The sequence below is a fragment of the Pseudomonas sp. NPDC086278 genome (assembly GCF_050280905.1).
Taxonomy (GTDB): domain Bacteria; phylum Pseudomonadota; class Gammaproteobacteria; order Pseudomonadales; family Pseudomonadaceae; genus Aquipseudomonas.
Window position 1 is genome coordinate 18,496 of sequence record NZ_JBNNWE010000022.1, and the last position, 23,593, is coordinate 42,088.

Annotated in this window: 26 protein-coding genes; 18 read left to right on the forward strand and 8 right to left on the reverse strand. The window is 60.6% G+C overall.

The window, feature by feature from the left end; genetic code table 11:
* The first annotated feature begins 12 nt into the window (after positions 1–12).
* On the forward strand, positions 13–477 hold the full coding sequence (locus ACQKP4_RS09370; protein WP_427632453.1) for a CopD family protein: 465 nt from the start codon (positions 13–15) through the stop codon (positions 475–477).
* A gap of 129 nt (positions 478–606) precedes the next feature.
* On the opposite strand, the gene ACQKP4_RS09375 is transcribed toward ACQKP4_RS09370, so the two are convergent.
* The 4 genes from ACQKP4_RS09375 to ACQKP4_RS09390 form a co-directional block, all read right to left on the reverse strand.
* Entirely contained in the window at positions 607–1,365 is a 759-nt protein-coding gene (locus ACQKP4_RS09375; RefSeq protein ID WP_427632455.1) for a collagen-like triple helix repeat-containing protein, read from the reverse strand.
* Positions 1,358–1,636, reverse strand: coding sequence for a DUF1145 domain-containing protein (locus ACQKP4_RS09380; RefSeq protein WP_427632457.1), 279 nt, complete (start codon positions 1,634–1,636; stop codon positions 1,358–1,360). The genes ACQKP4_RS09375 and ACQKP4_RS09380 overlap by 8 nt, the downstream gene beginning before the upstream one ends.
* Before the next feature lie 147 nt (positions 1,637–1,783).
* Positions 1,784–2,506: an OmpA family protein gene (locus tag ACQKP4_RS09385; protein ID WP_427632459.1), complete on the reverse strand. Its 723-nt coding sequence runs from the start codon at positions 2,504–2,506 to the stop codon at positions 1,784–1,786.
* A gap of 90 nt (positions 2,507–2,596) precedes the next feature.
* On the reverse strand, positions 2,597–3,292 hold the full coding sequence (locus ACQKP4_RS09390; protein ID WP_427632461.1) for an OmpA family protein: 696 nt from the start codon (positions 3,290–3,292) through the stop codon (positions 2,597–2,599).
* Between the two features lie 189 nt (positions 3,293–3,481).
* Here ACQKP4_RS09390 and ACQKP4_RS09395 point away from each other — a divergent pair, with 189 nt between their 5' ends.
* From ACQKP4_RS09395 to ACQKP4_RS09410, 4 genes are read left to right on the forward strand one after another with little or no spacing between them, the layout of a single operon-like run.
* Positions 3,482–3,979 (forward strand): DUF6231 family protein, encoded by a 498-nt coding sequence (locus ACQKP4_RS09395; protein WP_427632463.1) that lies wholly within the window; start codon positions 3,482–3,484, stop codon positions 3,977–3,979.
* Between the two features lie 4 nt (positions 3,980–3,983).
* Positions 3,984–4,460, forward strand: a complete 477-nt coding sequence (locus ACQKP4_RS09400) for a YchJ family protein (RefSeq protein WP_427632465.1) — start codon at positions 3,984–3,986, stop codon at positions 4,458–4,460.
* Between the two features lie 46 nt (positions 4,461–4,506).
* Positions 4,507–5,001: an LEA type 2 family protein gene (locus ACQKP4_RS09405; protein ID WP_427632467.1), complete on the forward strand. Its 495-nt coding sequence runs from the start codon at positions 4,507–4,509 to the stop codon at positions 4,999–5,001.
* A complete protein-coding gene (locus ACQKP4_RS09410; RefSeq protein WP_427632469.1) occupies positions 4,998–5,213 on the forward strand; it encodes an SEC-C metal-binding domain-containing protein in 216 nt (71 codons plus the stop codon). The genes ACQKP4_RS09405 and ACQKP4_RS09410 overlap by 4 nt, the downstream gene beginning before the upstream one ends.
* Before the next feature lie 139 nt (positions 5,214–5,352).
* Here the strand turns inward: ACQKP4_RS09410 and ACQKP4_RS09415 are convergent, their stop codons facing one another.
* Positions 5,353–5,973, reverse strand: a complete 621-nt coding sequence (locus tag ACQKP4_RS09415) for a cysteine hydrolase family protein (RefSeq protein ID WP_427632471.1) — start codon at positions 5,971–5,973, stop codon at positions 5,353–5,355.
* A 145-nt stretch (positions 5,974–6,118) separates the two neighbouring features.
* On the opposite strand from ACQKP4_RS09415, the gene ACQKP4_RS09420 reads away from it, so the two are divergent.
* The 11 genes from ACQKP4_RS09420 (at position 6,119) to pdeM (ending at position 20,438) form a co-directional block, all read left to right on the forward strand.
* Positions 6,119–6,763: a glutathione S-transferase N-terminal domain-containing protein gene (locus tag ACQKP4_RS09420; RefSeq protein ID WP_427632473.1), complete on the forward strand. Its 645-nt coding sequence runs from the start codon at positions 6,119–6,121 to the stop codon at positions 6,761–6,763.
* A gap of 538 nt (positions 6,764–7,301) precedes the next feature.
* The gene (locus ACQKP4_RS09425) at positions 7,302–9,752 is read left to right on the forward strand and encodes a penicillin acylase family protein (RefSeq protein ID WP_427632475.1); all 2,451 of its coding nucleotides are present in this window, start codon (positions 7,302–7,304) and stop codon (positions 9,750–9,752) included.
* A gap of 155 nt (positions 9,753–9,907) precedes the next feature.
* The gene (locus ACQKP4_RS09430) at positions 9,908–10,942 is read left to right on the forward strand and encodes a ligase-associated DNA damage response exonuclease (RefSeq protein ID WP_427632477.1); all 1,035 of its coding nucleotides are present in this window, start codon (positions 9,908–9,910) and stop codon (positions 10,940–10,942) included.
* Positions 10,939–12,627, forward strand: a complete 1,689-nt coding sequence (locus ACQKP4_RS09435; protein WP_427632479.1) for an ATP-dependent DNA ligase — start codon at positions 10,939–10,941, stop codon at positions 12,625–12,627. Before ACQKP4_RS09430 ends, ACQKP4_RS09435 begins: the two co-directional genes overlap by 4 nt.
* Before the next feature lie 275 nt (positions 12,628–12,902).
* Positions 12,903–13,685, forward strand: a complete 783-nt coding sequence (locus ACQKP4_RS09440) for a transporter substrate-binding domain-containing protein (RefSeq protein ID WP_427632481.1) — start codon at positions 12,903–12,905, stop codon at positions 13,683–13,685.
* A 56-nt stretch (positions 13,686–13,741) separates the two neighbouring features.
* Complete coding sequence (locus ACQKP4_RS09445) at positions 13,742–14,470, forward strand: ABC transporter permease (RefSeq protein WP_427632483.1); 729 nt, start codon at positions 13,742–13,744, stop codon at positions 14,468–14,470.
* Positions 14,467–15,177: an ABC transporter permease gene (locus tag ACQKP4_RS09450; protein ID WP_427632484.1), complete on the forward strand. Its 711-nt coding sequence runs from the start codon at positions 14,467–14,469 to the stop codon at positions 15,175–15,177. Before ACQKP4_RS09445 ends, ACQKP4_RS09450 begins: the two co-directional genes overlap by 4 nt.
* A gap of 30 nt (positions 15,178–15,207) precedes the next feature.
* Positions 15,208–16,326 carry a succinylglutamate desuccinylase/aspartoacylase family protein gene (locus ACQKP4_RS09455; RefSeq protein WP_427632486.1) on the forward strand — a complete coding sequence of 373 codons (1,119 nt, stop codon included), beginning with the start codon at positions 15,208–15,210 and terminating at the stop codon, positions 16,324–16,326.
* A 13-nt stretch (positions 16,327–16,339) separates the two neighbouring features.
* Positions 16,340–17,104 carry an ABC transporter ATP-binding protein gene (locus ACQKP4_RS09460; protein ID WP_427632487.1) on the forward strand — a complete coding sequence of 255 codons (765 nt, stop codon included), beginning with the start codon at positions 16,340–16,342 and terminating at the stop codon, positions 17,102–17,104.
* Positions 17,105–17,298: 194 nt separating this feature from the next.
* Entirely contained in the window at positions 17,299–19,785 is a 2,487-nt protein-coding gene (locus tag ACQKP4_RS09465) for a ligase-associated DNA damage response DEXH box helicase (RefSeq protein ID WP_427632489.1), read from the forward strand.
* Positions 19,785–20,438 (forward strand): ligase-associated DNA damage response endonuclease PdeM, encoded by a 654-nt coding sequence (pdeM, locus tag ACQKP4_RS09470; RefSeq protein WP_427632491.1) that lies wholly within the window; start codon positions 19,785–19,787, stop codon positions 20,436–20,438. The genes ACQKP4_RS09465 and pdeM overlap by 1 nt, the downstream gene beginning before the upstream one ends.
* Positions 20,439–20,480: 42 nt before the next feature.
* Here the strand turns inward: pdeM and ACQKP4_RS09475 are convergent, their stop codons facing one another.
* Together ACQKP4_RS09475 and dcd are read right to left on the reverse strand one after the other, a co-directional pair.
* The gene (locus ACQKP4_RS09475) at positions 20,481–20,690 is read right to left on the reverse strand and encodes a hypothetical protein (protein WP_427632493.1); all 210 of its coding nucleotides are present in this window, start codon (positions 20,688–20,690) and stop codon (positions 20,481–20,483) included.
* Positions 20,691–20,796: 106 nt separating this feature from the next.
* Entirely contained in the window at positions 20,797–21,363 is a 567-nt protein-coding gene (dcd, locus tag ACQKP4_RS09480) for a dCTP deaminase (protein ID WP_074874089.1), read from the reverse strand.
* 354 nt (positions 21,364–21,717) lie between these two features.
* On the opposite strand from dcd, the gene ACQKP4_RS09485 reads away from it, so the two are divergent.
* Positions 21,718–21,927, forward strand: coding sequence for a cold-shock protein (locus ACQKP4_RS09485; RefSeq protein WP_002554837.1), 210 nt, complete (start codon positions 21,718–21,720; stop codon positions 21,925–21,927).
* A 115-nt stretch (positions 21,928–22,042) separates the two neighbouring features.
* Here the strand turns inward: ACQKP4_RS09485 and ACQKP4_RS09490 are convergent, their stop codons facing one another.
* A complete protein-coding gene (locus tag ACQKP4_RS09490; protein WP_427632495.1) occupies positions 22,043–23,050 on the reverse strand; it encodes a DUF481 domain-containing protein in 1,008 nt (335 codons plus the stop codon).
* A gap of 164 nt (positions 23,051–23,214) precedes the next feature.
* Here ACQKP4_RS09490 and ACQKP4_RS09495 point away from each other — a divergent pair, with 164 nt between their 5' ends.
* Complete coding sequence (locus ACQKP4_RS09495) at positions 23,215–23,568, forward strand: MGMT family protein (RefSeq protein ID WP_427632497.1); 354 nt, start codon at positions 23,215–23,217, stop codon at positions 23,566–23,568.
* The last annotated feature ends 25 nt before the right edge of the window (positions 23,569–23,593 follow it).

The following is a 23,593-nucleotide window of genomic DNA, read 5'->3' on the forward strand; positions in this document are numbered from 1 at the left end:
CGGAGTACCTCAATGACCGCTTTTAGCCTCGTGTATACCCTGCATGTCCTGTCCGCCCTGGTCTGGGTCGGCGGCATGTTTTTCGCCTGGATGGTCCTGCGCCCCGCCGCGATGAAGGCGTTGGAAGGCCCGGCCCGGTTGAAGTTGTGGGCAGAAGTGTTTCAAGGTTTTTTTCGCTGGGTGTGGGTCGCGGTAGTGCTGTTGCCGATCAGCGGTGTCGGCATGATTCATCTGCAATACGCCGGTTTTGAAACCGCGCCGCGTTATGTGCAAGTGATGATGGGTTTGTACGTGGTGATGACCACGCTGTTCATCCGGATTCAGGCGTTGCTGTTGCCACAATTGCGCACGGCGGTGACGGCGCAGGATTGGCCGGCGGGTGCGGCGGTGCTGGGAAATATTCGGAAGTTGGTGGGAATCAATTTGCTGGTCGGATTGGTGCTGGTGGCGATCGCGTCGGCACGGCCGATGTTTTAAAGGTTGGCTGTTTTGGTGCCGCTTCGCGACACAACGGGGTGATGCGGCATTCCGACAAGCCCCCTCGCCACAGAGGCTTGCCCCCCTCGCCACAGGGCTTGCCGCCTCGCCACAGGGTTTTTATTGCGCTTACAACCGCTGCACTGTCACCGAACCCGCCGCACCGGCTGGCCCTGGCTGGCCATCAGCACCCGGCTTGCCACTCTTGCCGCCATCAGCCTTGTAGACGAAGCAGCCCTTGGCCTTGCCGCCGGCGCCCGGCTTGCCGCCAGGACCTGCCAGGCCACCGGCACCGCCGGCCACCTGAACCTTGATCTGTTCAGCCGGGTAATCGCGCGGCACTTCGAGCCTTATCAGCGCACCCGGCGCGCCCGGCTGGCCGTCGCTGCCGTCACTGCCATCGGCGCCGCGACCGGCCTGGCCCCAGGTGCAACCCGGCGCCTGGCCGTTGGCGCCATCGAGGCCGACAAAGCCCGGCGCACCCGCGCCGCCGCGAGCATCCACCGACAGCAGCGGCGCATTCAGCGCCTTGATGTGCAAATTCAGGTTACGCCCGGAGCGAGCCGCCTTCAGATAAGTCCCCGGCGCCCCGCGCGCGGTGATCTGGCTGCCTTCAGACAATTGGGCGCGGCTGACTTTCAGCTCCAGCGCCTGCTCGCCCGGCACAATGGCAATCCGCGCATCACGCCCCAGATGCAATTCGCCGACCGTCACTTCGGTCACGTTCGATGGAATCAGCAAGGTGCCGTAGTCGGCTACTTCCAGCCGTTCCAGTTGCAAGGTGCTGGCGGTGCTGGGCAAACGCATCAAGGAGTTGGTTTCGACGCTGACCACCTGGGCGCAAGCCAGTGGACTGATGAGTGCGGCGAGCAGGCAGAGTTTACGCATGGGAAGCCTTCGGTGCGGTAGGAGCCGGGAGGGTTTGCAGGTGGAAAACGCCGAAGAAGACAATCTTCAGGCGATCGCGCCACGGGTGGGCGCGCCCCCGAAGGCTGCGAAAACAGAACAGCGCCTCTAGAACATGAAGCGCCGCCAACGCACCGCCAGCCAGATTGACCAACAGGTGCAGCGGATTGACGAACGGCATCAGCACATTGACCAGCACCACCAGCCAGAACAGCAGGGTCAACAACTTCCCCAGGCCCCAAAACACCTTCATACGCTCCCCCGTTGAGAATTATTCTTTGGGCGCACAGTAACGGCTTCCGCGAGGGATGCGCCAGAGGGCAACGGAAAATTCTTCGTGAAGGCCGCCGAATGGCCGTCGGATAACTGTCAGAAGTATCCGACGGCTCTATTTCGGGGGTTAGCGATTGATGTGTATTTCCACGCGACGGTTTTTCGCGCGTCCTTCTTCCGTTTCGTTATCGGCCACCGGCTCACTCTCACCTTTGCCTTCGCTGGTGAGTTTGTTCGGCGCCAGCCCCTGGCTCAACAAATACGCGGCCACGCTGCTGGCGCGACGTTCCGAGAGTGCCTGGTTATAGGCATCCGAACCCACGCTGTCGGTGTGACCGACCACTTTGATGCTCACCACGTCGGCGTTTTGCAACTTGGCCATCAGCGCATCCAGCTGACTGCGCGCAGCGGGGGTCAGGTCGGACTTGTTGAACGCGAATAACACGTCGCCCGCATCACTCAAGGTCACGACTTCGGATTGCGCCGGAGCAGGTTCGGCTTTGACGCTGGCCGGATATTGCGGCAGCGGACAGCCACGGTGATCGACCGGGGTGTTGGCCGGGGTATCCGGGCAACGGTCACGTCGATCGAATACGCCATCGCCGTCTTCATCGCCATCTTGCGCGTAGCAGATCAAGCCGCCGGTCAAGATCCCAAGCGCCGCACCACCGCCCGCCCAGCCGGCACTTTCGATTGCGCCCAGACCGCCACCGACCAGTCCGCCAATGACGCTGCAGATCGGCCAGGTTCTTTGATTGAGGGGGGCAGTGCCATCGCTGTGAGTTGCGCAACCGGTCAACAAGCTGCCAAGCAGCAGAACCGGTAAGACGGTCCTTGTGAGAACGCTCATTGTGAAAGCTCCTGTGTTACCGGCCCATACCGGTTACACAGGAGTAAAGACCCGCATCCGCGACTGCACAAGCCGCGGAGCGGAAGGGATTTAACGGTTGATTTTGATTTCGGTGCGACGGTTCAGCGCGCGGCCATCCGCGGTTTTGTTATCAGCGACCGGCTGGCTTTCACCGGCCCCGGTTACCGACACGAAGCTGCTGCGTGGCACGCCTTGCTGGATCAGGTACTCGACCACCGAGTGCGCGCGTTTATCCGAGAGTTTTTTGTTGTAGGCATCGCTGCCCACGCTGTCGGTATGACCGGTCACGGTCAGTTGCGCAGTGGAAGATTCCTGTTTCAGGCGAGTCGCAATGGTGTTGAGGACGTCTTTGTCGGACGGCGTGAGCGTGGCTTTGTCGAACTGGAAGTGGACATCGCGGATGACAATGGTTTCTTCTTTGACCACTACAACCTCTTCAACCACGGGTTCAGGCACCGGTGGAGGGCAGCCGTTGGCGTCGACTTTCACGCCACGAGGTGTGTGCGGGCACTTGTCGCGGCTGTCCGGCACGCCATCGCCGTCTTCGTCGCCATCACCATGAACCCAGCAATAGGCCGCTGCCGTGCCACCGACGAGCAGCGCGCCATACCCCGCCCATGCCGAGCTCTCGGTCGCGCCGAGCCCTGCACCCACGACACCGCCGACCGCCGCACAGGTCGGCCAGTCGGTTTTCTGCAAACCTGCGCAACCAGTCAACACACTGGTTAGCAGAACCAAGGGTAATGCTGTCCGAACTATGCTCATCTAGTTTTCTCCTGAGGGATCGGCTTAGAACCGATTCAGGGAGTAAAGACCGGAGTTTTAATCTCCGCCAGCAATAGGCCATTGCTCTTTTCGCCCGTGTTCACGGCCGATGGCGCGTTTTGGCGCAAACCTGCTCTAGGCCCAAGCGTTTGGGCAGGCTAGTCTTGGCGCTCTGATTGAGGATCTTCGATGATTGCAGGTATTTCTTCGCGCACACCCCAGCAGGCGCTGGCTGCATTGCTCGATCGTTACGCGCCCGCGCGCCTGTTGCTGATCGGCGCCAGCGAGTTCCCCGCGCTGGAGGCATTCAAGCTTGCGCACCCGGACAGCTGCGTTGCACACGCGGCGCCCGGCCCGTTGCCGGCCGAACTGGCCGCGCGCCGGTTTGACCTGGCGCTGGTGGTCGATTGCCTCGAACACTTGCCCAAGCGTGATGGCTTGAATTTGCTCGGCGGCATCCGCAACCTCAACGCCAGCCGCATCGCGGTGCTGGCGGACCTGCCGGCCAGCGGTTGGCAGGAGACGGATTTTTTCTCCCTGGCGCTGCAAGCCAGCGAGCGCTTCCAGCGCGATGATCAAGTGCTGACGCTGTTTACCTACGATCTGCTTGACTACAAACAAGTCCCTGACTGGCTCAATGCTCGTTTCTGGGCCAATCCGGAAAACTTCGGGAAATATTGGTGGTAACGCAATGAGTACATCCATTTGCCCTTGCGGCAGCGGCACGCTGCTTGACGCCTGCTGCGGTCATTACCATGCCGGACACCCGGCACCGTGCGCCGAGGCCCTGATGCGTTCGCGCTACAGCGCTTATGTGCTGGGGCTGATCGACTATCTGGTGGCCACCACCCTGCCCGCGCAACAGGCGGGCCTGGATCGGCAATCGATCAGCGACTGGAGCGCGCAGAGCACCTGGCTGGGCCTGGAGGTGGAACGCTCCGAAGTCCTCGGCGGTCAACCCGAGCACGCCTTCGTGACCTTCACCGCCCGTTGGCACGACAGCACGGGCGAACACAGCCACCGCGAGCGCTCCTCGTTTGTGCAGAACGCCGGCCGTTGGTATTTCATCGACCCCACCGTGCAACTCAAGGCCGGACGCAACGACGTGTGCCCCTGCGCCAGCGGGCAGAAATTCAAGAAATGCTGCGCAGGGTATTTCGGCAGTTGAGCTGATCCGGGAGGACTAGCCTGGGTTTCAAGGGAGAAATGACACCATGCTCACCCAGCGTCGCGCCCTACAGACTTTCACGCTGTTCCTGTTTTTGGGACTCGGCGGCTGCGCGTCCTGGTTCGGTGACGATGAGCCGGACCCCGCGGTGCACCTGGTCAAGGTCGAGGTGGTGCGCGCCAAGCTGATGGAGCAAAAATTTCTCCTGCACTTTCGCATCGACAACCCCAATGACAGTGACTTGACGGTACGCAGCCTCGACTACCGGATTTATCTGGGCGAGCTGCTGCTGAGCGAAGGCGAGTACGAACACTGGTTCACGGTCGGCGCCAAACGCAGCGCGTATTTCAAAGTACCGATCCGCACCAATCTGTGGCCGCAGGTGCGGGAACTGATGAAACTGCTGAAGAAACCCGACCAACCCATTCCCTATCGTCTGGAAGGTGAGCTCGAAACCGGTTTATTCATCGCGCACTACGTGCACCTGGCGCGCAATGGCGTGATAATCCCCGCCGATTTAATTCCGGAGCAACACCGATGACCCAGCAACCTCATGTCCATGGCCCTGACTGCAATCACGACCATGACGATCATGGCCACGATCACCATGATCACGACCACGGCCATGTCCACGGCCCGAACTGCGGCCACGCCCACCAGGAACCGGTGCGCAATGCCTTGAAAGACGTCGGCCGCAACGACCCTTGCCCCTGCGGCAACGGCAAGAAATTCAAGAAGTGCCACGGCGCGTGATGCGTTAGGCGAAGACCTGCTTCGCCCGTTGAATCGCTATCGCGAGCAAGCTCGCTCCCACAGGTTTTTGTGGCGGACACCGCATTTGTGACCACCCGAACTTCAATGTGGGAGCGGGCTTGCTCGCGATGACGAATGGTCATTCAACATTCATGTCGTCTGACCCAGCGCTTTCGCGAGCAAGCCCGCTCCCACGGGGTTCTTGGTCTGTCTTCAGGATCTGCGCACTGCTGACGACCGTCGCATATTCCCCGTGCAGATTCCCCAATGACATCGCATGCACCTCCTGCGCCGAATGCGCATTGCCGAAGTAATCGGCCTTGTCGAAGGTAAAGCACGCGTCCTCTGCCACCCATGCGTCAAACCCCAGATTGCCCGCCGTTCGCGCGGTGGACTCCACCGAGTTGTTCGTCGCCACGCCCACAATCACCAGCTGATCAATCGCCGCCCCGCGCAGACTTGCCTCCAGCCCCGTCGAACAAAACGCGTCCGGCACCTGTTTCTGAATAAGTTGCTCACCGGCCATTGGCGTAAATCGCTGTTGAAACTCAACGCCCGACTGCTGCGGCCAGAACACCGAATCCGGCGAGCGGGAAAGGTGCTGCACATGAATCACCGGCCGCCCGGTGCGGCGCCAATGGGCCAGTAACTCAAGGATGCGCGCCTCGGCTTCAGGGTTATTCCGGCGTCCCAGTTTCGGATGCAGGATGCCTTTTTGCTGGTCGATGATGATCAGCGCTGCGCGGGTCTTGAGCTCCATGGCGGTTTTTTCTCCTGCGGGTCATTGAATTTGTCGCACTTCAGCATCACCTCCTCTGACAGGCAAGCCATCGAACGCAATCAGGACGACCTAATGCCGGCGGTTGCTGTCCGACCTTAACGATGCCCATGATTTGGAGTACTCCATGATCGACCTGTATTACTGGACCACCCCCAACGGCCACAAGATTTCGCTGTTCCTGGAAGAGGCCGGCCTGCCCTACGACGTGCACCCGATCAACATCAGCCAAAACGACCAGTTCAAACCCGAGTTCCTGAAAATCTCGCCGAACAACAAAATCCCCGCGATCGTCGATCATGAGCCGGCGGATGGCGGTGCGCCGCTGTCAGTGTTCGAGTCGGGGGCGATCCTGCTTTACCTGGCGGAAAAAACCGGCAAGTTCCTGCCCAAGGACCTGCGCGGTCGCCAACTGACCTTGCAATGGCTGTTCTGGCAGATGGGCGGCCTCGGGCCGATGGCCGGGCAGAATCATCACTTCAGCCAGTTCGCGCCGGAGAAAATTCCTTACGCGATCAAGCGCTATGTCGATGAGACCGCGCGCTTGTATGGCGTCCTGGACAAGCAACTGGCGAACAATGCCTTTGTCGCCGGCAGCGAATACAGCATTGCCGACATGGCGATCTACCCTTGGATCGTTTCCCACAAATGGCAAAGCCAGGACCTGGAAGACTTCCCGAACGTGTTGCGCTGGTTCAACCACATCAAGGACCGCCCGGCGACCGTCAAAGCGTATGCCCTGGCGGCCAAAATCAACCCACCAAAATCCTGAGAACAACGCCTCGCCTGAGGTGAGGGGATTTCTGTAGCAAGGAGGCTTCTGGTGATGAGGGGGCTTCTGTAGCAAGGGGGTTTCTGCTGATAAGGGGGCTTCTGTGGCAAGGGGGTTTCTGCTGATAAGGGGGCTTCTGTAGCAGGGGGTTTCTGCTGATGAGGGGGCTTCTGTAGCAAGGGGGTTTCTGCTGATAAGGGGGCTTCTGTGGCAAGGGGGCTTCTGCTGATAAGGGGGCTTCGGTGGCGAGGGGGCTTGCCCCCGTTGGGTCGCGAAGCGGCCCTAAATCCTTTCAACGCAGTCTTTCAGTGATACCGCGCCTGTAGGAATGCGACGGCTTCGCCGCCGAACGGGGGCAAGCCCCCTCGCCACAGAATCCCCTCACCACCAGAAGCCCCCTCACCACAGGTCACCGCATGTCCGTGACTTTGGGTTTATCGGACAAATCTTGAAATAACCCCGCCCGCCGCTTGCGCGGCTTCCTCCTGCTCACTAACGTAGCGGCTTTATTGCGTTACCACCCCGCAGGAGCTTTGCCATGGCCTCGCCAGCCCTTACACATTTTCTCCCCCGGTTCGGCGTTGCCGCAGCAGTGGCCGGTGTTTTGAGCCTGACCGGTTGTCAGACCTGGGACGCCAAGGACACCCTCCCGCCGACCTCCGGCGTGCAGCCGCTCAAGGGCCTGGCGCAGAACGTTTCGGTGCGCCGCAATGCCATGGGCATGCCGTTGATCGAAAGCAACAGCTTCCACGACGCGCTGTTCACCCTTGGCTATGTCCACGCCAGCGACCGCCTCACGCAAATGGTCACCTTGCGCCTGTTGGCCCAGGGCCGTTTGTCGGAGATGTCCGGTTCCGAGCTGCTGGACGCCGACCGCTACATGCGCGCCGTCAACCTGAAGAAAAGCGCCAGCGAGCTGTACAAAGCCTCGTCGCCGCGCCTTAAACGCTTCTTCGAAGTCTATGCGCGCGGGGTCAACGCCTACCTGTTCCGCTACCGCGACAAACTGCCGGCCGACCTCGCCGCCACCGGTTACAAGCCTGAATACTGGCAGCCGGAAGATTCGGCGCTGATTTTCTGCCTGCTGAACTTCAGCCAATCCGCCAACCTGCCGGAAGAAATCTCCGCATTGGTGCTCGCCCAGACCGTCACCACGGACAAACTGCCGTGGCTGACACCCTCCGCGCCCGACGAAAAACTGCCGGCAGGCGAAGCCGACAAACTGCAAGGCATCAAGCTCAACGGCGCGGTTCCCGGCCTGACCGAGATCAGCAAAGCCACCGCTCAACTGTCCGAGCTGAACCTGCTCGGCGCCACCTCGTCGAACAACTGGGCGATTGGCCCGCAGCGCAGTCGCAGCGGCAAGAGCCTGCTGGCCAGCGACAGCCATGGCCCGCTGGGCGTGCCGTCGTTGTTCAGCTACGTGCAGATCCGCGCACCGAAATATCAGGCCTCCGGCGTGACGATTGCCGGGTTGCCGATGGTACTTGGCGGTTTCAACGGCAACGTGGCGTGGAGCATGACCTCGGTCATGGGCGACAACCAGGACCTGTTCCTGGAAAAGATCAAACGCCAGGGCAACGGCCTCACCTACGAAGTCAACGGCAAATGGCAGCCGGTGACCGTGCGCAACGAAACCTACTTCGTCAAAGGCCAGCGGCCGCTTCGTGAAGCGGTGTATGAAACCCGCCACGGCCCGCTGCTCAACAGCGCCCAGGGCCTGACGATGGCCAATGGTTTTGGCCTCGCGTTGCAAACGCCGAACTTCACCGACGACAAGACCCTCGACGCCTTCTTCGACCTGTCCCGGGCGCAGAACGTCGAGAAAGCTTCGGACGCCAGCCGCGAAATCCGTGCCATTGCGCTGAACCTGGTGTTCGCCGACGCCAGCAACATCGGCTGGCAAGTCACCGGGCGTTACCCGAACCGCCGCGAAGGCGAAGGCTTGCTGCCGTCGCCGGGCTGGGAAGGTCGTTACGATTGGGACGGTTACGCCGACCCGATGCTGCACCCGTACGATCAAGACCCGGCGCAAGGCTGGCTTGGCACCGCCAACCAGCGGGTCATCCCCCATGGTTACGGCATGCAGCTGTCCAATTCGTGGTCGGCGCCGGAACGTGGCGAACGCCTGGCGGAACTGGCCGGCGTCGGTAAACACGACACCCGCAGCGTGATCGCGATGCAGTACGACCAGACCACCACCTTCGCCGCCAAACTGAAAAAGATGTTTGAAGCGCCGGGCATGGCCCAGCCACTCAAACAGGCGATCCAGGCATTGCCTGCGGCCGATCAGGCGAAGGCGCGCGAAGCGTATACGCGCTTGATGGCGTTCGACGGCAAACTCAGCCCAACTTCGGCCGATGCGGCGATTTACGAGTTGTTTCTGCAGGAAAGCATGAAGCAAATCTTCCTCGACGAACTGGGCCCGGAAAGCAGCCCGGCGTGGAAAGCGTTCGTGGCCAACGGCAAGTTGTCCTATGCGGCACAGGCCGATCACTTGCTTGGGCGCGAAGACAGCCCGTTCTGGGATGACGTGCGCACGCCGCAGAAAGAAGACAAACCGGCGATCCTCGCCCGCAGCCTGGCGGCGGCGATCAGCGCCGGCGACAGTCAGTTGGGTGGCGATCACAAAGCCTGGCAGTGGGGCAAGCTGCACCGCTACGAGTGGAAAAACACCAGTGGCCAGGTCGTTCGCGGCCCGCTCGCTGCTGGCGGCGATCACACCACGCTGAACACCGCAGCGTTCGCCTGGGGCCAGGATTTCAACACCACGCTGGTGCCGGCCATGCGCTTTATCGTTGATTTCGGTCAGGCAGAACCGCTGATGGGGCAGAACGGCACCGGCCAGTCCGGCAACCCGGCGAGCCCCCATTACCTCGACAGCATTGATCCGTGGCTCAAAGGGCAATACATGAGCTTGCCGATGCAGCCGCAGAACTTTGACAAGGTGTACGGCAAGACGCGGTTGACGCTGACACCCGGTAAATAAGCATCACCGCCCACCCCATGTGGGAATGATCTGTGGCAAGAGGCTTGCCACAGATCATTCCCATATTTGAAATTTCATTTGCCATGAAATCTCAATAGAACTTCCCGCCCCACGCCCACCTCCTAGCTAACAAGCCCCCCTATTTTGGTAGCGACGTGGATCTTGTCATTGCGCGTCCCGAAGGTTTGTATTGCCCCGCCGGCGATTTCTATATCGACCCGTGGCGCCCCGTCGAGCGCGCGGTGATCACCCATGCTCACGGCGACCACGCCCGCACCGGCAACGAGCATTACCTGGCCGCCGCCCCCGGTGAAGGGATTTTGCGCGCGCGACTCGGTCAGGACATCGACCTGCAAACCCTCGCGTATGGCGAGCGCTTGCTGCATCACGGCGTCACCCTGAGTTTTCACCCCGCTGGCCATGTGCTCGGCTCAGCCCAGGTGCGCCTGGAATACGGCGGCGAAGTCTGGGTCGCTTCAGGGGATTACAAAGTCGAGCCCGACGGCACGTGCGCACCGTTCGAACCGGTGCGCTGCCACACCTTCATCACCGAATCGACCTTCGGCCTGCCGATCTATCGCTGGCAACCTCAAGCCGAGGTGTTCGCCGAGATCAATCAATGGTGGCAAGCCAACGCCGCTGAAGACAAAGCCAGCGTGCTGTTCTGCTATTCCTTCGGCAAGGCGCAACGGATTTTGCACGGCGTCGATGCCACTATCGGCCCGATCCTGAGCCACGGCGCGGTCGAGCCGCTGAACCGGGTTTATCGCGACAGCGGCATCTACATCCCGCCGACGATCTACGCCGGTGACGTCAAGAAAAACGACCCGATGATGCGCAAAGCGTTGGTCATCGCCCCGCCCTCGGCGGGCGCCAGCACCTGGATGCGGCGCTTCGGCGATTACAGCGACGGCTTCGCCAGCGGCTGGATGCGTTTACGCGGCACCCGGCGCCGGCGGGGTGTCGACCGTGGTTTTGTCTTGTCCGACCACGCCGATTGGCCGGGCTTGCTGTGGGCCATCGAACAGACCGGTGCCGAACGGGTGATGGTCACCCACGGTTCGGTCGCGGTGTTGGTGCGGCATCTGCGTGAGCAAGGTCTGGACGCGCAAGGCTTCAGTACGGAGTACGGCGACGATGAGGAAGAGACTGCCGTAGCCGCACCTGAAACCGCCGAGGTGCCGGCATGAAAGCGTTCGCCGAGCTGTACGCCGAACTCGATGCCACCACCTCCAGCAACGCCAAACTGGCGGCGATGCAACACTATTTCGCCCAGGCTGCGCCCGACGATGCCGCGTGGGCGGTGTACTTTCTGTCCGGTGGCCGACCCCGGCAATTGGTCCCGGTGCGGGTACTGCGCGAGCTGGCGGTCGCGTTTTCCGGTTTGTCGCCGTGGCTGTTCGAAGAGAGCTACCAGGCGGTCGGCGACCTGGCGGAAACCATTTCGCTGGTCTTGCCCGAAGCGGAGCACAGTTCCACCGACGGCCTGGCCACGTGGATTGAAGACAAACTGCTGCCATTGCGCGGCGAATCCCCGCAAGTGCTCGCCGAACAACTGCCGCAACTTTGGGCGCAACTGGATCGGCATAGCCTGATGTTGTGCATCAAGTTGATCACCGGCAGCTTTCGCGTCGGTGTTTCGAAATTGCTGGTCACCCGCGCACTGGCGGCCATGGCCAGCCTCGACAGCAAACGCGTGGCCCAGCGGATGGTCGGTTACACCGACTTGTCCCATCGCCCGAATGCGGCCAGTTATCTGAAATTGATCGCCGCCGAATCCGCCGGCGAACATGCCGAACGCGGCGGTCAGCCCTACCCGTTTTTCCTCGCCCATGCGTTGTCGCAACCGGTGGAACAGTTCGAGGCGCTGCTTGGGCCCGCCAGTGATTGGCAAGTGGAATGGAAGTGGGACGGCATCCGCGCGCAAATCGTCAAGCGCGACGGGCGCCTGTGGGTGTGGTCGCGGGGTGAGGAGCTGGTGACCGAACGTTTTCCCGAGTTCGACAGCCTGCTTCACGGCTTGCCCGACGGCACGGTAATCGACGGCGAAATCGTCGTCTGGAAAGCCGCACAACCTGCCACCGAAGATGCCTTCGACCCGCAATCGCCCGGCGCGCCGGCGGTACAACCGTTCGCCTTGCTGCAACAGCGGATCGGCCGTAAAACCCTCGGCAAGAAAATCCTCGATGAGGTGCCGGTGGTACTCCTCGCCTACGACTTGCTGGAATGGGCCGGTGAAGACTGGCGCAATCAGCCTCAGGTCAAGCGTCGCGCGCAACTGGAGCAGGTGATCGCCGCCTGCAACAACCCGGTGTTACTGGCGTCTCCGGTGCTGACCGGCGACGACTGGTTCGACCTCGCCACGCAGCGCGAAGCCTCTCGCCGGCTCGGCGTCGAAGGCATGATGCTCAAGGCGCGCAATGCGTTGTATGGCGTGGGGCGGACCAAGGACATGGGCGTCTGGTGGAAGTGGAAAGTCGACCCCTTCAGCGTCGACGCGGTGTTGATTTACGCGCAGCGTGGTCATGGTCGCCGGGCCAGCCTCTACAGCGATTACACCTTCGCCGTGTGGGACGGGCCAGCGGACGCCAGCGAACGCACACTGGTGCCGTTCGCCAAGGCCTATTCCGGTTTGACCGACGAAGAAATCCGCAAGGTCGACAACATTGTGCGCAAAACCACCGTGGAGAAATTCGGCCCGGTCAGCAGTGTGACGCCGAGCCTGGTGTTTGAGCTGGGATTTGAAGGTATTGCCCTGTCGAAACGGCACAAGAGCGGAATCGCGGTGCGCTTTCCAAGGATGCTGCGCTGGCGGCAGGACAAGTCCGTCGAGGACGCCGACAACCTCGGCACGTTGCAGGATTTACTGACCTGAACCGAATCCCACAGGGAATTGGATCAGGTTGATTTATCGGCGAAGGTGCCGAATATTGTCGAACTGTTTTCGTGTCGATCCGCACTGTTATGGTGCGCCAATTCTCCGCTGCCCATTTTCGTGCACAAATGCGTCACTCCCTGTTGTTTAATCACCTTTTAAAACGCTTGTTCGGGACTATGGTTCGGAAATTGCTACTTTCATTAGGTCTTACGCTTTCCAGTAACAATAATTCTGCGCCACAAGCGCTCATATTGGTTCTTAGGGATTGAATAATGAAAAAAGCATTGCTGACCCTTTCTGCACTGGCGTTGTGCATGGCTGCCGGCTCCGCCATGGCAAAGGAATACAAAGAACTGCGTTTTGGCGTCGATCCTTCTTATGCACCGTTTGAGTCGAAAGCGGCCGACGGCAGCCTGGTGGGCTTTGACATCGATCTGGGGAACGCAATTTGCGCCGAGCTGAAGGTCAAGTGCAAATGGGTCGAAAGTGATTTCGACGGCATGATTCCGGGCCTCAAGGCCAACAAATTCGACGGTGTGATCTCTTCGATGACCGTCACCGAAGCCCGCGAAAAAGTCATCGACTTCTCCAGCGAGCTGTTCTCCGGCCCGACCTCCTTCGTATTCAAGAAGGGTGCCGGCATCACCGAAGACACCGCATCGCTCAAGGGCAAAACTGTCGGTTACGAGCAAGGCACCATCCAGGAAGCCTACGCCAAAGCCGTACTGGACAAGGCCGGTGTGAAAACCCAGGCCTACGCCAACCAGGATCAGGTCTACGCTGACCTGACTTCCGGTCGTCTGGACGCCTCGATCCAGGACATGCTGCAAGCCGAACTGGGCTTTTTGAAGTCGCCTCAGGGTGCGGATTACGAAGTCAGCAAGGCAATCGACGCTCCGTTGCTGCCAGCCAAAACGGCTGTCGGTATTAAGAAAGGTAACACCGAGCTGAAAGCGCTTTTGGATAAAGGTATCAAAGCGTTACACGACGACGGCAAATACGCCGAGATTCAAAAGAAACACTTTGGCGATCTGAATCTGTACAGCGGCAAATAATGCCCGGCGCCCATCTCGCGATGGGCGCTTTTTTCATCCGATCAGGTTGCTGATTTATGTTCGAAAACCTATTACAAAACCTGGGGCTCTCAGCCTTCAGCCTCAAGGGTTTCGGCCCGTTGCTGATGGAAGGCACCTGGATGACCCTCAAATTATCGGTGTTGTCGCTGTTGGTGGCCGTTTTGCTCGGTCTGCTGGGCGCCAGTGCCAAGCTGTCAAAAGTCAAACTGGTGCGCGTGCCGGCGCAGGTCTACACCACGCTGATTCGCGGCGTGCCGGACCTGGTGCTGATGCTGCTGATTTTCTACAGCCTGCAGACCTGGCTGACCTCGCTCACCGACTACATGGAATGGGAATACATCGAGATCAACCCGTTCAGCGCCGGGGTCATTACCCTGGGCTTCATCTATGGCGCGTATTTCACCGAAACCTTCCGTGGGGCGATTCTCGCCGTGCCGCGCGGGCAGGTCGAAGCCGCCACCGCTTACGGCCTCAAACGTGGCCAGCGGTTCCGGATCGTGGTGTTCCCGCAAATGATGCGGTTCGCCCTGCCAGGCATCGGCAACAACTGGATGGTGATGCTCAAGGCCACGGCGCTGGTGTCGATCATCGGCCTCGCCGACCTGGTCAAAGCCGCGCAGGACGCCGGTAAAAGCACCTATCAACTGTTCTACTTCCTGGTGCTGGCGGCCCTGATTTACCTGCTGATCACCAGCGCTTCCAACTTCGTCCTGCGCTGGCTCGAGCGCCGCTACGCCGCCGGCTCCCGGGAGGCCGTCCGATGATCGAACTCTTGCAGGAATACTGGAAAGCCTTCCTTTATACCGATGGCAACAACATTACCGGTCTGGCCATGACCCTGTGGCTGCTGAGCGCGTCGATCTTCATCGGTTTTCTGGTGTCGATCCCGCTGTCCATCGCCCGGGTATCGCCGCACTTCTACGTCCGCTGGCCGGTGCAGTTCTACACCTACCTGTTCCGTGGCACGCCGTTGTATATCCAGCTGCTGATTTGCTACACCGGCATCTACAGCCTGGCGGCGGTGCGCGCACAACCGGTGCTGGACGCGTTCTTTCGCGATGCGATGAACTGCACCATCCTCGCCTTTGCCCTGAATACCTGCGCCTACACCACGGAGATTTTCGCCGGGGCGATCCGCAGCATGAACCACGGTGAAGTCGAAGCGGCCAAGGCTTATGGCCTGACCGGATGGAAGCTGTACGCCTATGTGATCATGCCGTCGGCCCTGCGTCGCTCGCTGCCTTATTACAGCAACGAAGTGATCCTGATGCTGCACTCGACCACGGTGGCGTTCACCGCAACCATCCCGGACATTCTGAAAGTCGCGCGGGACGCCAACTCGGCGACCTTCCTGACGTTCCAGTCGTTTGGCATCGCCGCGCTGATCTACCTGACCGTGACCTTTGCGCTGGTCGGCCTGTTCCGCTTGGCCGAACGCCGATGGCTGGCGTTCCTCGGGCCGACCCACTAAGGCCCGCTTCCAGGAATTAAAGAGACAAACATGCGCCACCACCTACATGAGTTGCTGGCCCCGCTGCCGGGGACCGCACGACAGATCCACAGCTTCCACTTCGGCCCGGACCCGGCCAAAGGCAAGATCTACATCCAGTCGTCCCTGCACGCCGATGAAATGCCCGGCATGCTGGTCGCCTGGCACCTCAAGCAACGCCTGGCGGAACTCGAAGCCGCCGGCCGGCTGCGCCGCGAAATCGTACTGGTGCCGGTCGCCAACCCGGTCGGCCTCGAACAAGTGCTGATGGACGTGCCGCTGGGTCGTTACGAACTCGAAAGCGGCCAGAACTTCAACCGCCGGTTCGTCGACTTGAGCGAAGCGGTGGGCAACGAGATCGAAGGCCAACTCGGCGACGATCCGCAACGCAACCTCGACATCATCCGCGGCAGCCTGCGCCGGGCGCTGGCTCGCGAGACGGCCGACACCCAATTGCAATCCCAGCGCCTGACCCTGCAACGGCTGGCCTGCGATGCGGACATGGTGCTGGACCTGCATTGCGATTTCGAAGCGGTCGCGCACCTTTACACCACGCCCGAAGCCTGGCCGCAGGTCGAGCCACTGGCGCGCTACATCGGTGCCGAGGCCAGTCTGCTGGCCACCGATTCCGGCGGTCAGTCGTTCGATGAATGCTTCACCCTGCTGTGGTGGCAGTTGAAAGAACGCTTCGGCGAACAGTTCGACATTCCGCTCGGCAGCTTTTCGGTCACCGTCGAATTGCGCGGCCAGGGTGACGTCAATCACCCGCTGGCGCGTCTCGATTGCCAGGCGCTGATCGACTACCTGATTCACTTCGGCGCCATTGCCGGCGAACCGGCGCCACTGCCCGAACTGCCCTACCCGGCCACGCCGCTGGCCGGTGTCGAACCGGTGGCAACGCCGGTTGGCGGGCTGTTGGTGTTCACCGCGCTGCCGGGGGAATACCTCGAAGCCGGGCAACTGATCGCCGAAGTCATCGACCCGATCACTGATCGCGTCACCCCCGTTCATTGCACCGCCGCCGGGCTGATGTACGCCCGCTCGCTGCGGCGCATGGCCACTGCCGGCATGGTGATCGCCCACGTCGCGGGCACCGAAGCCTATCGCAGCGGCTACCTACTTTCGCCTTGAGGATGCATGCCCCATGTACAAACTGACCATCGAAGGCCTGCATAAAAGCTACGGCGATCACCAAGTGCTCAAAGGCGTTTCGCTCAAGGCCAAGACCGGCGACGTCATCAGCCTGATCGGCGCCAGCGGCTCGGGCAAAAGTACCTTTTTGCGTTGCATCAACTTCCTGGAACAACCCAACGACGGCGCCATGAGCCTCGACGGGCAAAACATCCGCATGATCAGCGACCGCCACGGCATGCACGTGGCCGACCCGGATGAATTGCAGCGAATCCGCACGCGCCTGGCCATGGTGTTCCAGCATTTCAATCTGTGGAGCCACATGACCGTGCTGGAAAACATCACCATGGCCCCGCGCCGGGTGCTGGGTTGCAGCAAACAGGAAGCCGAAGACCGTGCGCGGCGTTATCTCGACAAGGTCGGGCTGGCGTCACGCGTGGCGGATCAGTACCCGGCGTTCCTGTCCGGCGGCCAGCAACAACGCGTGGCGATTGCTCGCGCACTGGCCATGGAGCCGGAGGTGATGCTGTTCGACGAACCGACCTCGGCGCTCGACCCGGAACTGGTCGGTGAAGTGCTGCGCGTGATTCAGGGCCTGGCCGAAGAAGGCCGGACGATGATCATGGTCACCCACGAAATGAGCTTCGCCCGTAAAGTGTCGAGCCAGGTGTTGTTTCTGCATCAAGGCCTGGTCGAGGAAGAAGGCGCGCCGGAAGACGTGCTCGGTAATCCGAAGAGCGAGCGGTTGCAGCAGTTCCTCAGCGGCAACCTCAAATAACGCGCTGCGCTGGCCCCTGTGGGAGCGGGCTTGCTCGCGAAAGCGGTGGGTCATTTAGCGATGTTCTGACTGCCAAACCGCTTTCGCGAGCAAGCCCGCTCCCACAAAAGCGCAGCCGTTCCACCCAAGAAATTAAACTAGTCCCCTGCCGGCGCGGTCACTGAAAGAACACTTTCAGAGCGCACGCCGCCGGCATGGGAACCTCCACCGACTACGCAAGACAATGGTTCGCCGCTCGCGGCTGGCAGCCATTCGCCTTTCAGAAGCAGGTGTGGGCGGCGGTCAAGCGCGGTGAATCCGGGTTGCTGCATGCCAGCACTGGCGCCGGTAAAACCTACGCGGTCTGGTTCGCCGCACTGAATCGCTTTGCCTCAGCCGTCGTCCCTGTTGAAACACCGCGCAAACGAAAACCGCTCGCCGCGCCGCTGACGGTGCTGTGGATAACCCCGATGCGCGCCTTGGCGGCGGACACGGCTCGGGCGTTGGAGGCGCCGCTGGACGATTTGCAGTTGACCTGGAGCGTCGGCATGCGCACCGGCGACACCAGCAGCAGCGAACGCGCGCGACAGAGCCGGCGCCTGCCGACCACGTTAATCACCACGCCCGAAAGCCTGACCCTGATGCTCGCCCGGGCCGATGCGCAAACGGCGTTGGCGACCTTGCGCATGGTGGTGATCGACGAATGGCACGAACTGCTCGGCAACAAGCGTGGCGTGCAACTGCAACTGGCCCTCGCCCGCCTGCGGCGCTGGAATCCGCACCTGATCGTGTGGGGCGTTTCCGCAACGCTGGGCAATCAGGCCCACGCCGAACAAGTCTTGATCCCGCAAGGTGGCGGCATCAGCGTCCAGGGCCAGACCTCGAAAAAACTGTTGGTCGACACTCTGTTGCCACCCGCCATCGAGCGATTTCCCTGGGCTGGGCACATCGGTTTGAAAATGTTGCCGCAGGTTGTCGCAGAACTGAACTCCAGCCTCAGCAGCCTGGTCTTCACCAACACCCGCGCACAATCCGAGATCTGGTATCAGGCCTTGCTGGAAGCTCGTCCCGATTGGGCCGGGCTGATCGCCTTGCACCACAGTTCGCTGTCGCGTGACACCCGCGACTGGGTCGAGCGGGCATTAAAGGAAGGGCAACTCAAAGCCGTGGTCTGCACCTCCAGCCTCGATCTGGGCGTGGACTTTCTGCCGGTGGAGCGGGTGCTGCAAATCGGCTCGGCCAAAGGTGTGGCGCGGCTGATGCAGCGTGCCGGTCGTTCCGGGCATGCGCCGGGACGAGTATCGCGGGTGACGCTGGTGCCGACCCACAGCCTGGAATTGATCGAAGCCGCCGCTGCGCAAGACGCCGTGGCACAGCGCCGGATTGAACCCCGCGCGTCGCCGTATAAGCCGTTGGACGTGCTGGTGCAGCATTTGGTCAGCATGGCGCTGGGCGGTGGATTTATACCCGATGAGTTGTACGAAGAAGTCCGTGGCGCCTGGGCCTATCGTGACCTGACCGTGGAGGACTGGACGTGGGCGCTTGCCTTCGTACGCCACGGTGGGCTTTCTCTGACGGCCTATCCGGATTACCGCCGGGTCGAACCGGATGAGCACGGCGTGTGGCGCGTGCCGGATGCGCGACTCGCCCGGCGCCATCGCATGAGCATCGGCACGATTGTCAGCGACGCGAGTATCCAGCTGAAATTCTGGAGCAAGGGCGGCGGTGGCAAGCAACTGGGCAGTGTCGAGGAAGGCTTTATCGCCCGGCTCAAACCGGGCGACGGCTTCTTGTTCGCGGGGCGCTTGCTGGAATTGGTCCGGGTGGAAAACATGACCGCCTACGTCAAACGCAGCACCGCGAAAAAAGCCGCCGTGCCGCGCTGGAATGGCGGGCGCATGCCGCTTTCAAATGAGCTGGCGCAAGCGGTGGTCGAGCGTTTCAGCGCGGCGGCGGACGGCGAATTTGCCGGCCCGGAAATGCGCGCGCTGCGGCCACTGCTGGAGATACAGCAACGTTGGTCGGGGCTGCCGACCTCGGACACCTTACTGGCCGAAACGCTGAAATCCCGCGAAGGCTGGCACCTGTTCCTGTATCCCTTCGCCGGACGCCAAGTGCATCTGGGGCTGGCGAGTCTGTTGGCGTGGCGGGTCAGTCAGCAGCAAGCGGTGACGTTTTCCATCGCGGTGAACGACTACGGACTGGAGCTGCTCAGCGCTACGCCTGTGGACTGGTCGCAGCTGTTGAATCCCGAGCTGTTGAGCCCGCACCATTTGTTGCGGGATGTCCTCGCCAGTTTGAATGCCGGCGAACTGGCGCTGCGCCGCTTTCGGGAAATCGCCCGAATCGCCGGGCTGGTGTTTGCCGGCTATCCCGGCGCGCCCAAAAGCACGCGTCAGGTTCAGGCGTCGAGCGGGTTGTTCTTCGAGGTGTTTAAACAGTACGACGCCGGCAATCTGCTGCTGGCTCAGGCCGGGGAAGAAGTGTTGCGCGAGGAACTCGACATTCATCGCCTCGAACAAACCCTGGAGCGGATCAATCGGCTGGCAACGGACCTGCATCTGATCAAACGTCCTACGCCGTTGGCCTTTCCCTTATTGGTCGAGCGCATGCGCGAGAGCATGAGTTCGGAGAAGCTCGCCGACCGGATCAGACGCATGGTGACCGACCTTGAGAAAACCGCAGAGTCCGGGAAATCCTGATGAGTACACCGTATCCCGTGCGATTGGCCGGTGAAGAACTGTGGTTGCTGCCGGAAAAAGCCATCTACTGGCCTGCTCAGCAAGCGCTGCTGATCGCCGATGTGCATTTTGGCAAGGCGGCGGCGTATCGCAGCCTGGGCCAGCCGGTGCCCCAGGGCACCACTGCCAGCAATATCGCGGTGCTCGACGGGCTATTGGCCAACCTGGCGTGCCGTCAGCTGATTTTTCTCGGTGACTTCCTGCACGGGCCTGGCTCCCACGCCAGCGCTACGTTAAGCGCCCTGGCGCAGTGGCGAGCGCGCCACGCCGAACTGCCGATGACGCTGATTCGCGGCAACCACGACAAACGCGCGGGAGACCCTCCGGCGTCGCTGAACATCCGTGTGGTGCCTGAACCGTTGCTTTTGGGGCCCTTTGCCTTGCAGCACGAACCGGCCCCGCATCCGCACCGGCATGTATTGGCCGGGCATGTGCATCCGGTTTATCGGCTGCATGGCAGGGGGCGGCAACGGTTGCGATTGGCGTGTTTCAGGTTGGGAGAGGCGATCAGCCTGCTACCGGCCTTCGGTGCGTTCACCGGCGGGTATCAGGTGGAACGGGACACCGGCTGCAAGGTATTTGTCATCGGCGATAACGAGATATGGCCTCTGTAGGGGCAGCGCTTGCTCCTACAGGCCATTCGTCATAACAGCCGATCAAGCGACAGGCGCAGGGGGCGGTTCATCCGGCAACATCGGCTCACCGGGTTCGGTCGGTTGTTCGTTCGGGGTATCGGGATCAGGTTGACCCGGGATGCCACCCGCCATGCTGACAGGCGGATGTGCCAACAAGGACCAGGCCAGCACGCCAATCTGATTGGGCTCAAGCCTTGCCAGTTCGGCACTTATTTGCGGATCGATCTTCATAGAGCACTCCTGAGCAAAGACCCGATTCGCTGTACGCGAACCGGGCAGTACACCCAATAGAGTGTCTTCCCGCTCAAGAATTCCCGCGACCTGCCAGATGGACGAATCAGGTGCGTGGCAAGGTGACGCCGCGCTGGCCCTGATACTTGCCGCCACGGTCTTTGTAGGAGACTTCGCACTCTTCGTCGGACTCGAAGAACAGCATCTGCGCCACACCTTCGTTGGCGTAGATCTTCGCCGGCAACGTGGTGGTGTTGGAGAACTCCAGGGTCACGTGGCCTTCCCACTCAGGCTCAAGCGGCGTCACGTTGACGATAATGCCGCAACGGGCGTAGGTGCTTTTACCGAGGCAGATGGTCAACACGTTGCGCGGAATGCGGAAGAACTCCACGGTACGCGCCAGGGCGAAGGAGTTTGGCGGGATGATGCAGACATCGCTTTTGACGTCGACGAAGCTTTTCTCGTCGAAGTTCTTCGGATCAACGGTTGCCGAATTGATGTTGGTGAACACCTTGAATTCATCGGCGCAACGCACGTCGTAGCCGTAGCTCGAAACGCCGTAGGAAATCACCCGGTCGGCGCCCTCGCCGCGCATCTGGCGCTCTACAAAGGGCTCGATCATGCCGTGCTCTTGCGCCATGCGGCGAATCCACTTGTCCGATTTGATGCTCATGGCGGGTGTCCTGAATAGCGAGGTGGAAAAATTCTGTCCGGCATCTTACCGGGCGCGCGCTCCGGGTTCAAAGCGCGGGGCGCAATTCTCGCCGATCCCCCGTGAATTCCGGGCCGTCGCTGCAATTCGATGGACCGTCAGTCATGAAATCAGAGAAACCTTCGCAGGAAGCATTGGCACGTCCCGGAAAAAGGGTTAAGGTGGCGCCACTGTGCTGCTTGTGTCACTGAGAATCTCTACACGATATGTTGAATTTCGATCCAACCATCTACAAGAATTTTTCCTGCTCTTTGCACTCAGTCTCGGCCAGGGTTCTTCCTGAGTCGCAGTTATCTTTGTTCAAGGAGTTACACCATGTCTAATCGCCAAACTGGTACCGTTAAGTGGTTCAACGATGAAAAAGGCTTCGGCTTCATCACTCCACAATCCGGTGACGACCTGTTCGTTCACTTCAAAGCTATCCAATCCGACGGCTTCAAAAGCCTGAAAGAAGGCCAACAGGTTTCTTTCATCGCTACCCGCGGTCAGAAAGGCATGCAAGCTGAAGAAGTTCAAGTTATCTAACTTGTACTTGCTTTAGTAAAAAGCCCCGCCCTCAAAAGTGGGGCTTTTTTGTGCCTGAGTGTTTTTCAGGCACAAAAAATCGCAGCCAGTGGCTGCGATTTTTTTGCGCCCTACCTTACCAAGCCACGCCAAACCCTGCGGTGTAGCGGGTTTTGCTGTAGTCGGCTTCATGGCTGCCGGAGATGACGTCCCGCTCGGCTTTCAGGTTAAGCGACGCCCAGTCGGTGACCTTGTAGCGCAACCCGATCTCGCTATCGAGCGCGTAGTCGGCGACACCCGACAATGGCTTGCCCAACTCGCCATTGGTGAAGAACTCGACTTTCTTGCCAATCAGGTAACGGTTGTAATCCCACTTCATCGCCAGCGAATAGAAGTTTTCCTTGGCGCCGTTGGTGTACTCGTAATCCGTGCGGTTGACCAGCGAGCCCAGGGAGAATGCCCCAAGTTCGTCATCCCAGAATTGATAACCCGGACCCGTACCGACGGTGCGCTGGCGTGAAAGATCTTCAACCTTGTCGCGTACGTAGACCAGACGCCCTTGCCAGAACCACTTATCCGTCAGGAAGCGGTCGAGCGAGTACTCAGCGCGCCAGTTGTCGGTGGTCACCACGTCATCCTGGAATTCCCGGTTGTACTCACCTGCCGCCGTGTGGCGCCATTTGCCATGACGCGCCGTCGTCTTGAAATCGATGTCGTAATCATCGGTGTCTTTATCGGCCCGCTGATAATCCAGGGCGGCGTCGATATTGCCTTTCCACACCAGGTCTTCAACCACCGGTTTGGGCTTGAGGATCTGCTCGATACTCGCCAGCTCCACCGTCTTTGGCGCCTCGCCATTGGCCAGGATCACCTTGCCGTCTTCAGCCGCGTGCAGCGACTTGGCTTTCTCGCCGGTGTAAGCGTCTTGTTTGACCAGCAATTCCTGGTCACTTTCCAGGGTCTTGACCTGCTTCCAGTCAATCGGAATCGCGCCGGCGTATTCAGTCTGGATCAGCAGTTTGCCGCCATCGAAAAGCGAAATCTTGCCGCTTACTTTGTCACCGTTCTTCAACCAGACGGTGTCAGCGAGCAAGGGCGTGGAGGCGCTGAAAACAGCGAGGCACAGCAAGGTTCTGGAAAACATAAGCAAATCTGGGGCTCAAGTTTGCGAAAAAAAGTCGGCATTAACCGTAGGAATAAAGTCTGAACAAGGACTGACCCGACTATTTCTATTGAGTTCATTTCTCAATTACCGAACCAGGACTTACTCTACAAACGGCAACGCGCACTTCTTCAGGAACTATCGACGTGACCGATCCAGCCTTTGAAACCGAAAGCCCGGCGCAAATCCGACGCACGGCGCTGTACCTGACCCTGGCGCAAGTGCCGGCAGGCAAAGTCGTGAGCTATGGTCAGTTGGCCGAGCTGGCCGGACTCGGTCGCGCCGCGCGCTGGGTCGGACGCACGCTGAGCCAATTGCCGGGTGACAGTAAATTACCCTGGCACCGCGTACTCGGCGCCGGCGGCCGGATCAGCCTGCCGGTGGGCAGCGCTTCCGGGGACGAACAACGCGCACGATTACGCGAGGAAGGCATCAGTATCCTGAACAATCGTGTTGATATTCAGCGCCATGGCTGGCGTCCGGTAGAGCACAGCGGTTAGAGTGCGCGCTTTGTTTCCGTATTCC

Excerpts from the sequence above, each read along its gene's own strand:
- ACQKP4_RS09370 (WP_427632453.1), top strand. The coding sequence starts at position 13 with ATGACCGCTTTTAGCCTCGTGTATACCCTGCATGTCCTGTCCGCCCTG.
- ACQKP4_RS09375 (WP_427632455.1), bottom strand. The coding sequence starts at position 1,365 with ATGCGTAAACTCTGCCTGCTCGCCGCACTCATCAGTCCACTGGCTTGC.
- ACQKP4_RS09380 (WP_427632457.1), bottom strand. The coding sequence starts at position 1,636 with ATGAAGGTGTTTTGGGGCCTGGGGAAGTTGTTGACCCTGCTGTTCTGG.
- ACQKP4_RS09385 (WP_427632459.1), bottom strand. The coding sequence starts at position 2,506 with ATGAGCGTTCTCACAAGGACCGTCTTACCGGTTCTGCTGCTTGGCAGC.
- ACQKP4_RS09390 (WP_427632461.1), bottom strand. The coding sequence starts at position 3,292 with ATGAGCATAGTTCGGACAGCATTACCCTTGGTTCTGCTAACCAGTGTG.
- ACQKP4_RS09395 (WP_427632463.1), top strand. The coding sequence starts at position 3,482 with ATGATTGCAGGTATTTCTTCGCGCACACCCCAGCAGGCGCTGGCTGCA.
- ACQKP4_RS09400 (WP_427632465.1), top strand. The coding sequence starts at position 3,984 with ATGAGTACATCCATTTGCCCTTGCGGCAGCGGCACGCTGCTTGACGCC.
- ACQKP4_RS09405 (WP_427632467.1), top strand. The coding sequence starts at position 4,507 with ATGCTCACCCAGCGTCGCGCCCTACAGACTTTCACGCTGTTCCTGTTT.
- ACQKP4_RS09410 (WP_427632469.1), top strand. The coding sequence starts at position 4,998 with ATGACCCAGCAACCTCATGTCCATGGCCCTGACTGCAATCACGACCAT.
- ACQKP4_RS09415 (WP_427632471.1), bottom strand. The coding sequence starts at position 5,973 with ATGGAGCTCAAGACCCGCGCAGCGCTGATCATCATCGACCAGCAAAAA.
- ACQKP4_RS09420 (WP_427632473.1), top strand. The coding sequence starts at position 6,119 with ATGATCGACCTGTATTACTGGACCACCCCCAACGGCCACAAGATTTCG.
- ACQKP4_RS09425 (WP_427632475.1), top strand. The coding sequence starts at position 7,302 with ATGGCCTCGCCAGCCCTTACACATTTTCTCCCCCGGTTCGGCGTTGCC.
- ACQKP4_RS09435 (WP_427632479.1), top strand. The coding sequence starts at position 10,939 with ATGAAAGCGTTCGCCGAGCTGTACGCCGAACTCGATGCCACCACCTCC.
- ACQKP4_RS09440 (WP_427632481.1), top strand. The coding sequence starts at position 12,903 with ATGAAAAAAGCATTGCTGACCCTTTCTGCACTGGCGTTGTGCATGGCT.
- ACQKP4_RS09445 (WP_427632483.1), top strand. The coding sequence starts at position 13,742 with ATGTTCGAAAACCTATTACAAAACCTGGGGCTCTCAGCCTTCAGCCTC.
- ACQKP4_RS09450 (WP_427632484.1), top strand. The coding sequence starts at position 14,467 with ATGATCGAACTCTTGCAGGAATACTGGAAAGCCTTCCTTTATACCGAT.
- ACQKP4_RS09455 (WP_427632486.1), top strand. The coding sequence starts at position 15,208 with ATGCGCCACCACCTACATGAGTTGCTGGCCCCGCTGCCGGGGACCGCA.
- ACQKP4_RS09460 (WP_427632487.1), top strand. The coding sequence starts at position 16,340 with ATGTACAAACTGACCATCGAAGGCCTGCATAAAAGCTACGGCGATCAC.
- ACQKP4_RS09465 (WP_427632489.1), top strand. The coding sequence starts at position 17,299 with ATGGGAACCTCCACCGACTACGCAAGACAATGGTTCGCCGCTCGCGGC.
- pdeM (WP_427632491.1), top strand. The coding sequence starts at position 19,785 with ATGAGTACACCGTATCCCGTGCGATTGGCCGGTGAAGAACTGTGGTTG.
- ACQKP4_RS09475 (WP_427632493.1), bottom strand. The coding sequence starts at position 20,690 with ATGAAGATCGATCCGCAAATAAGTGCCGAACTGGCAAGGCTTGAGCCC.
- dcd (WP_074874089.1), bottom strand. The coding sequence starts at position 21,363 with ATGAGCATCAAATCGGACAAGTGGATTCGCCGCATGGCGCAAGAGCAC.
- ACQKP4_RS09485 (WP_002554837.1), top strand. The coding sequence starts at position 21,718 with ATGTCTAATCGCCAAACTGGTACCGTTAAGTGGTTCAACGATGAAAAA.
- ACQKP4_RS09490 (WP_427632495.1), bottom strand. The coding sequence starts at position 23,050 with ATGTTTTCCAGAACCTTGCTGTGCCTCGCTGTTTTCAGCGCCTCCACG.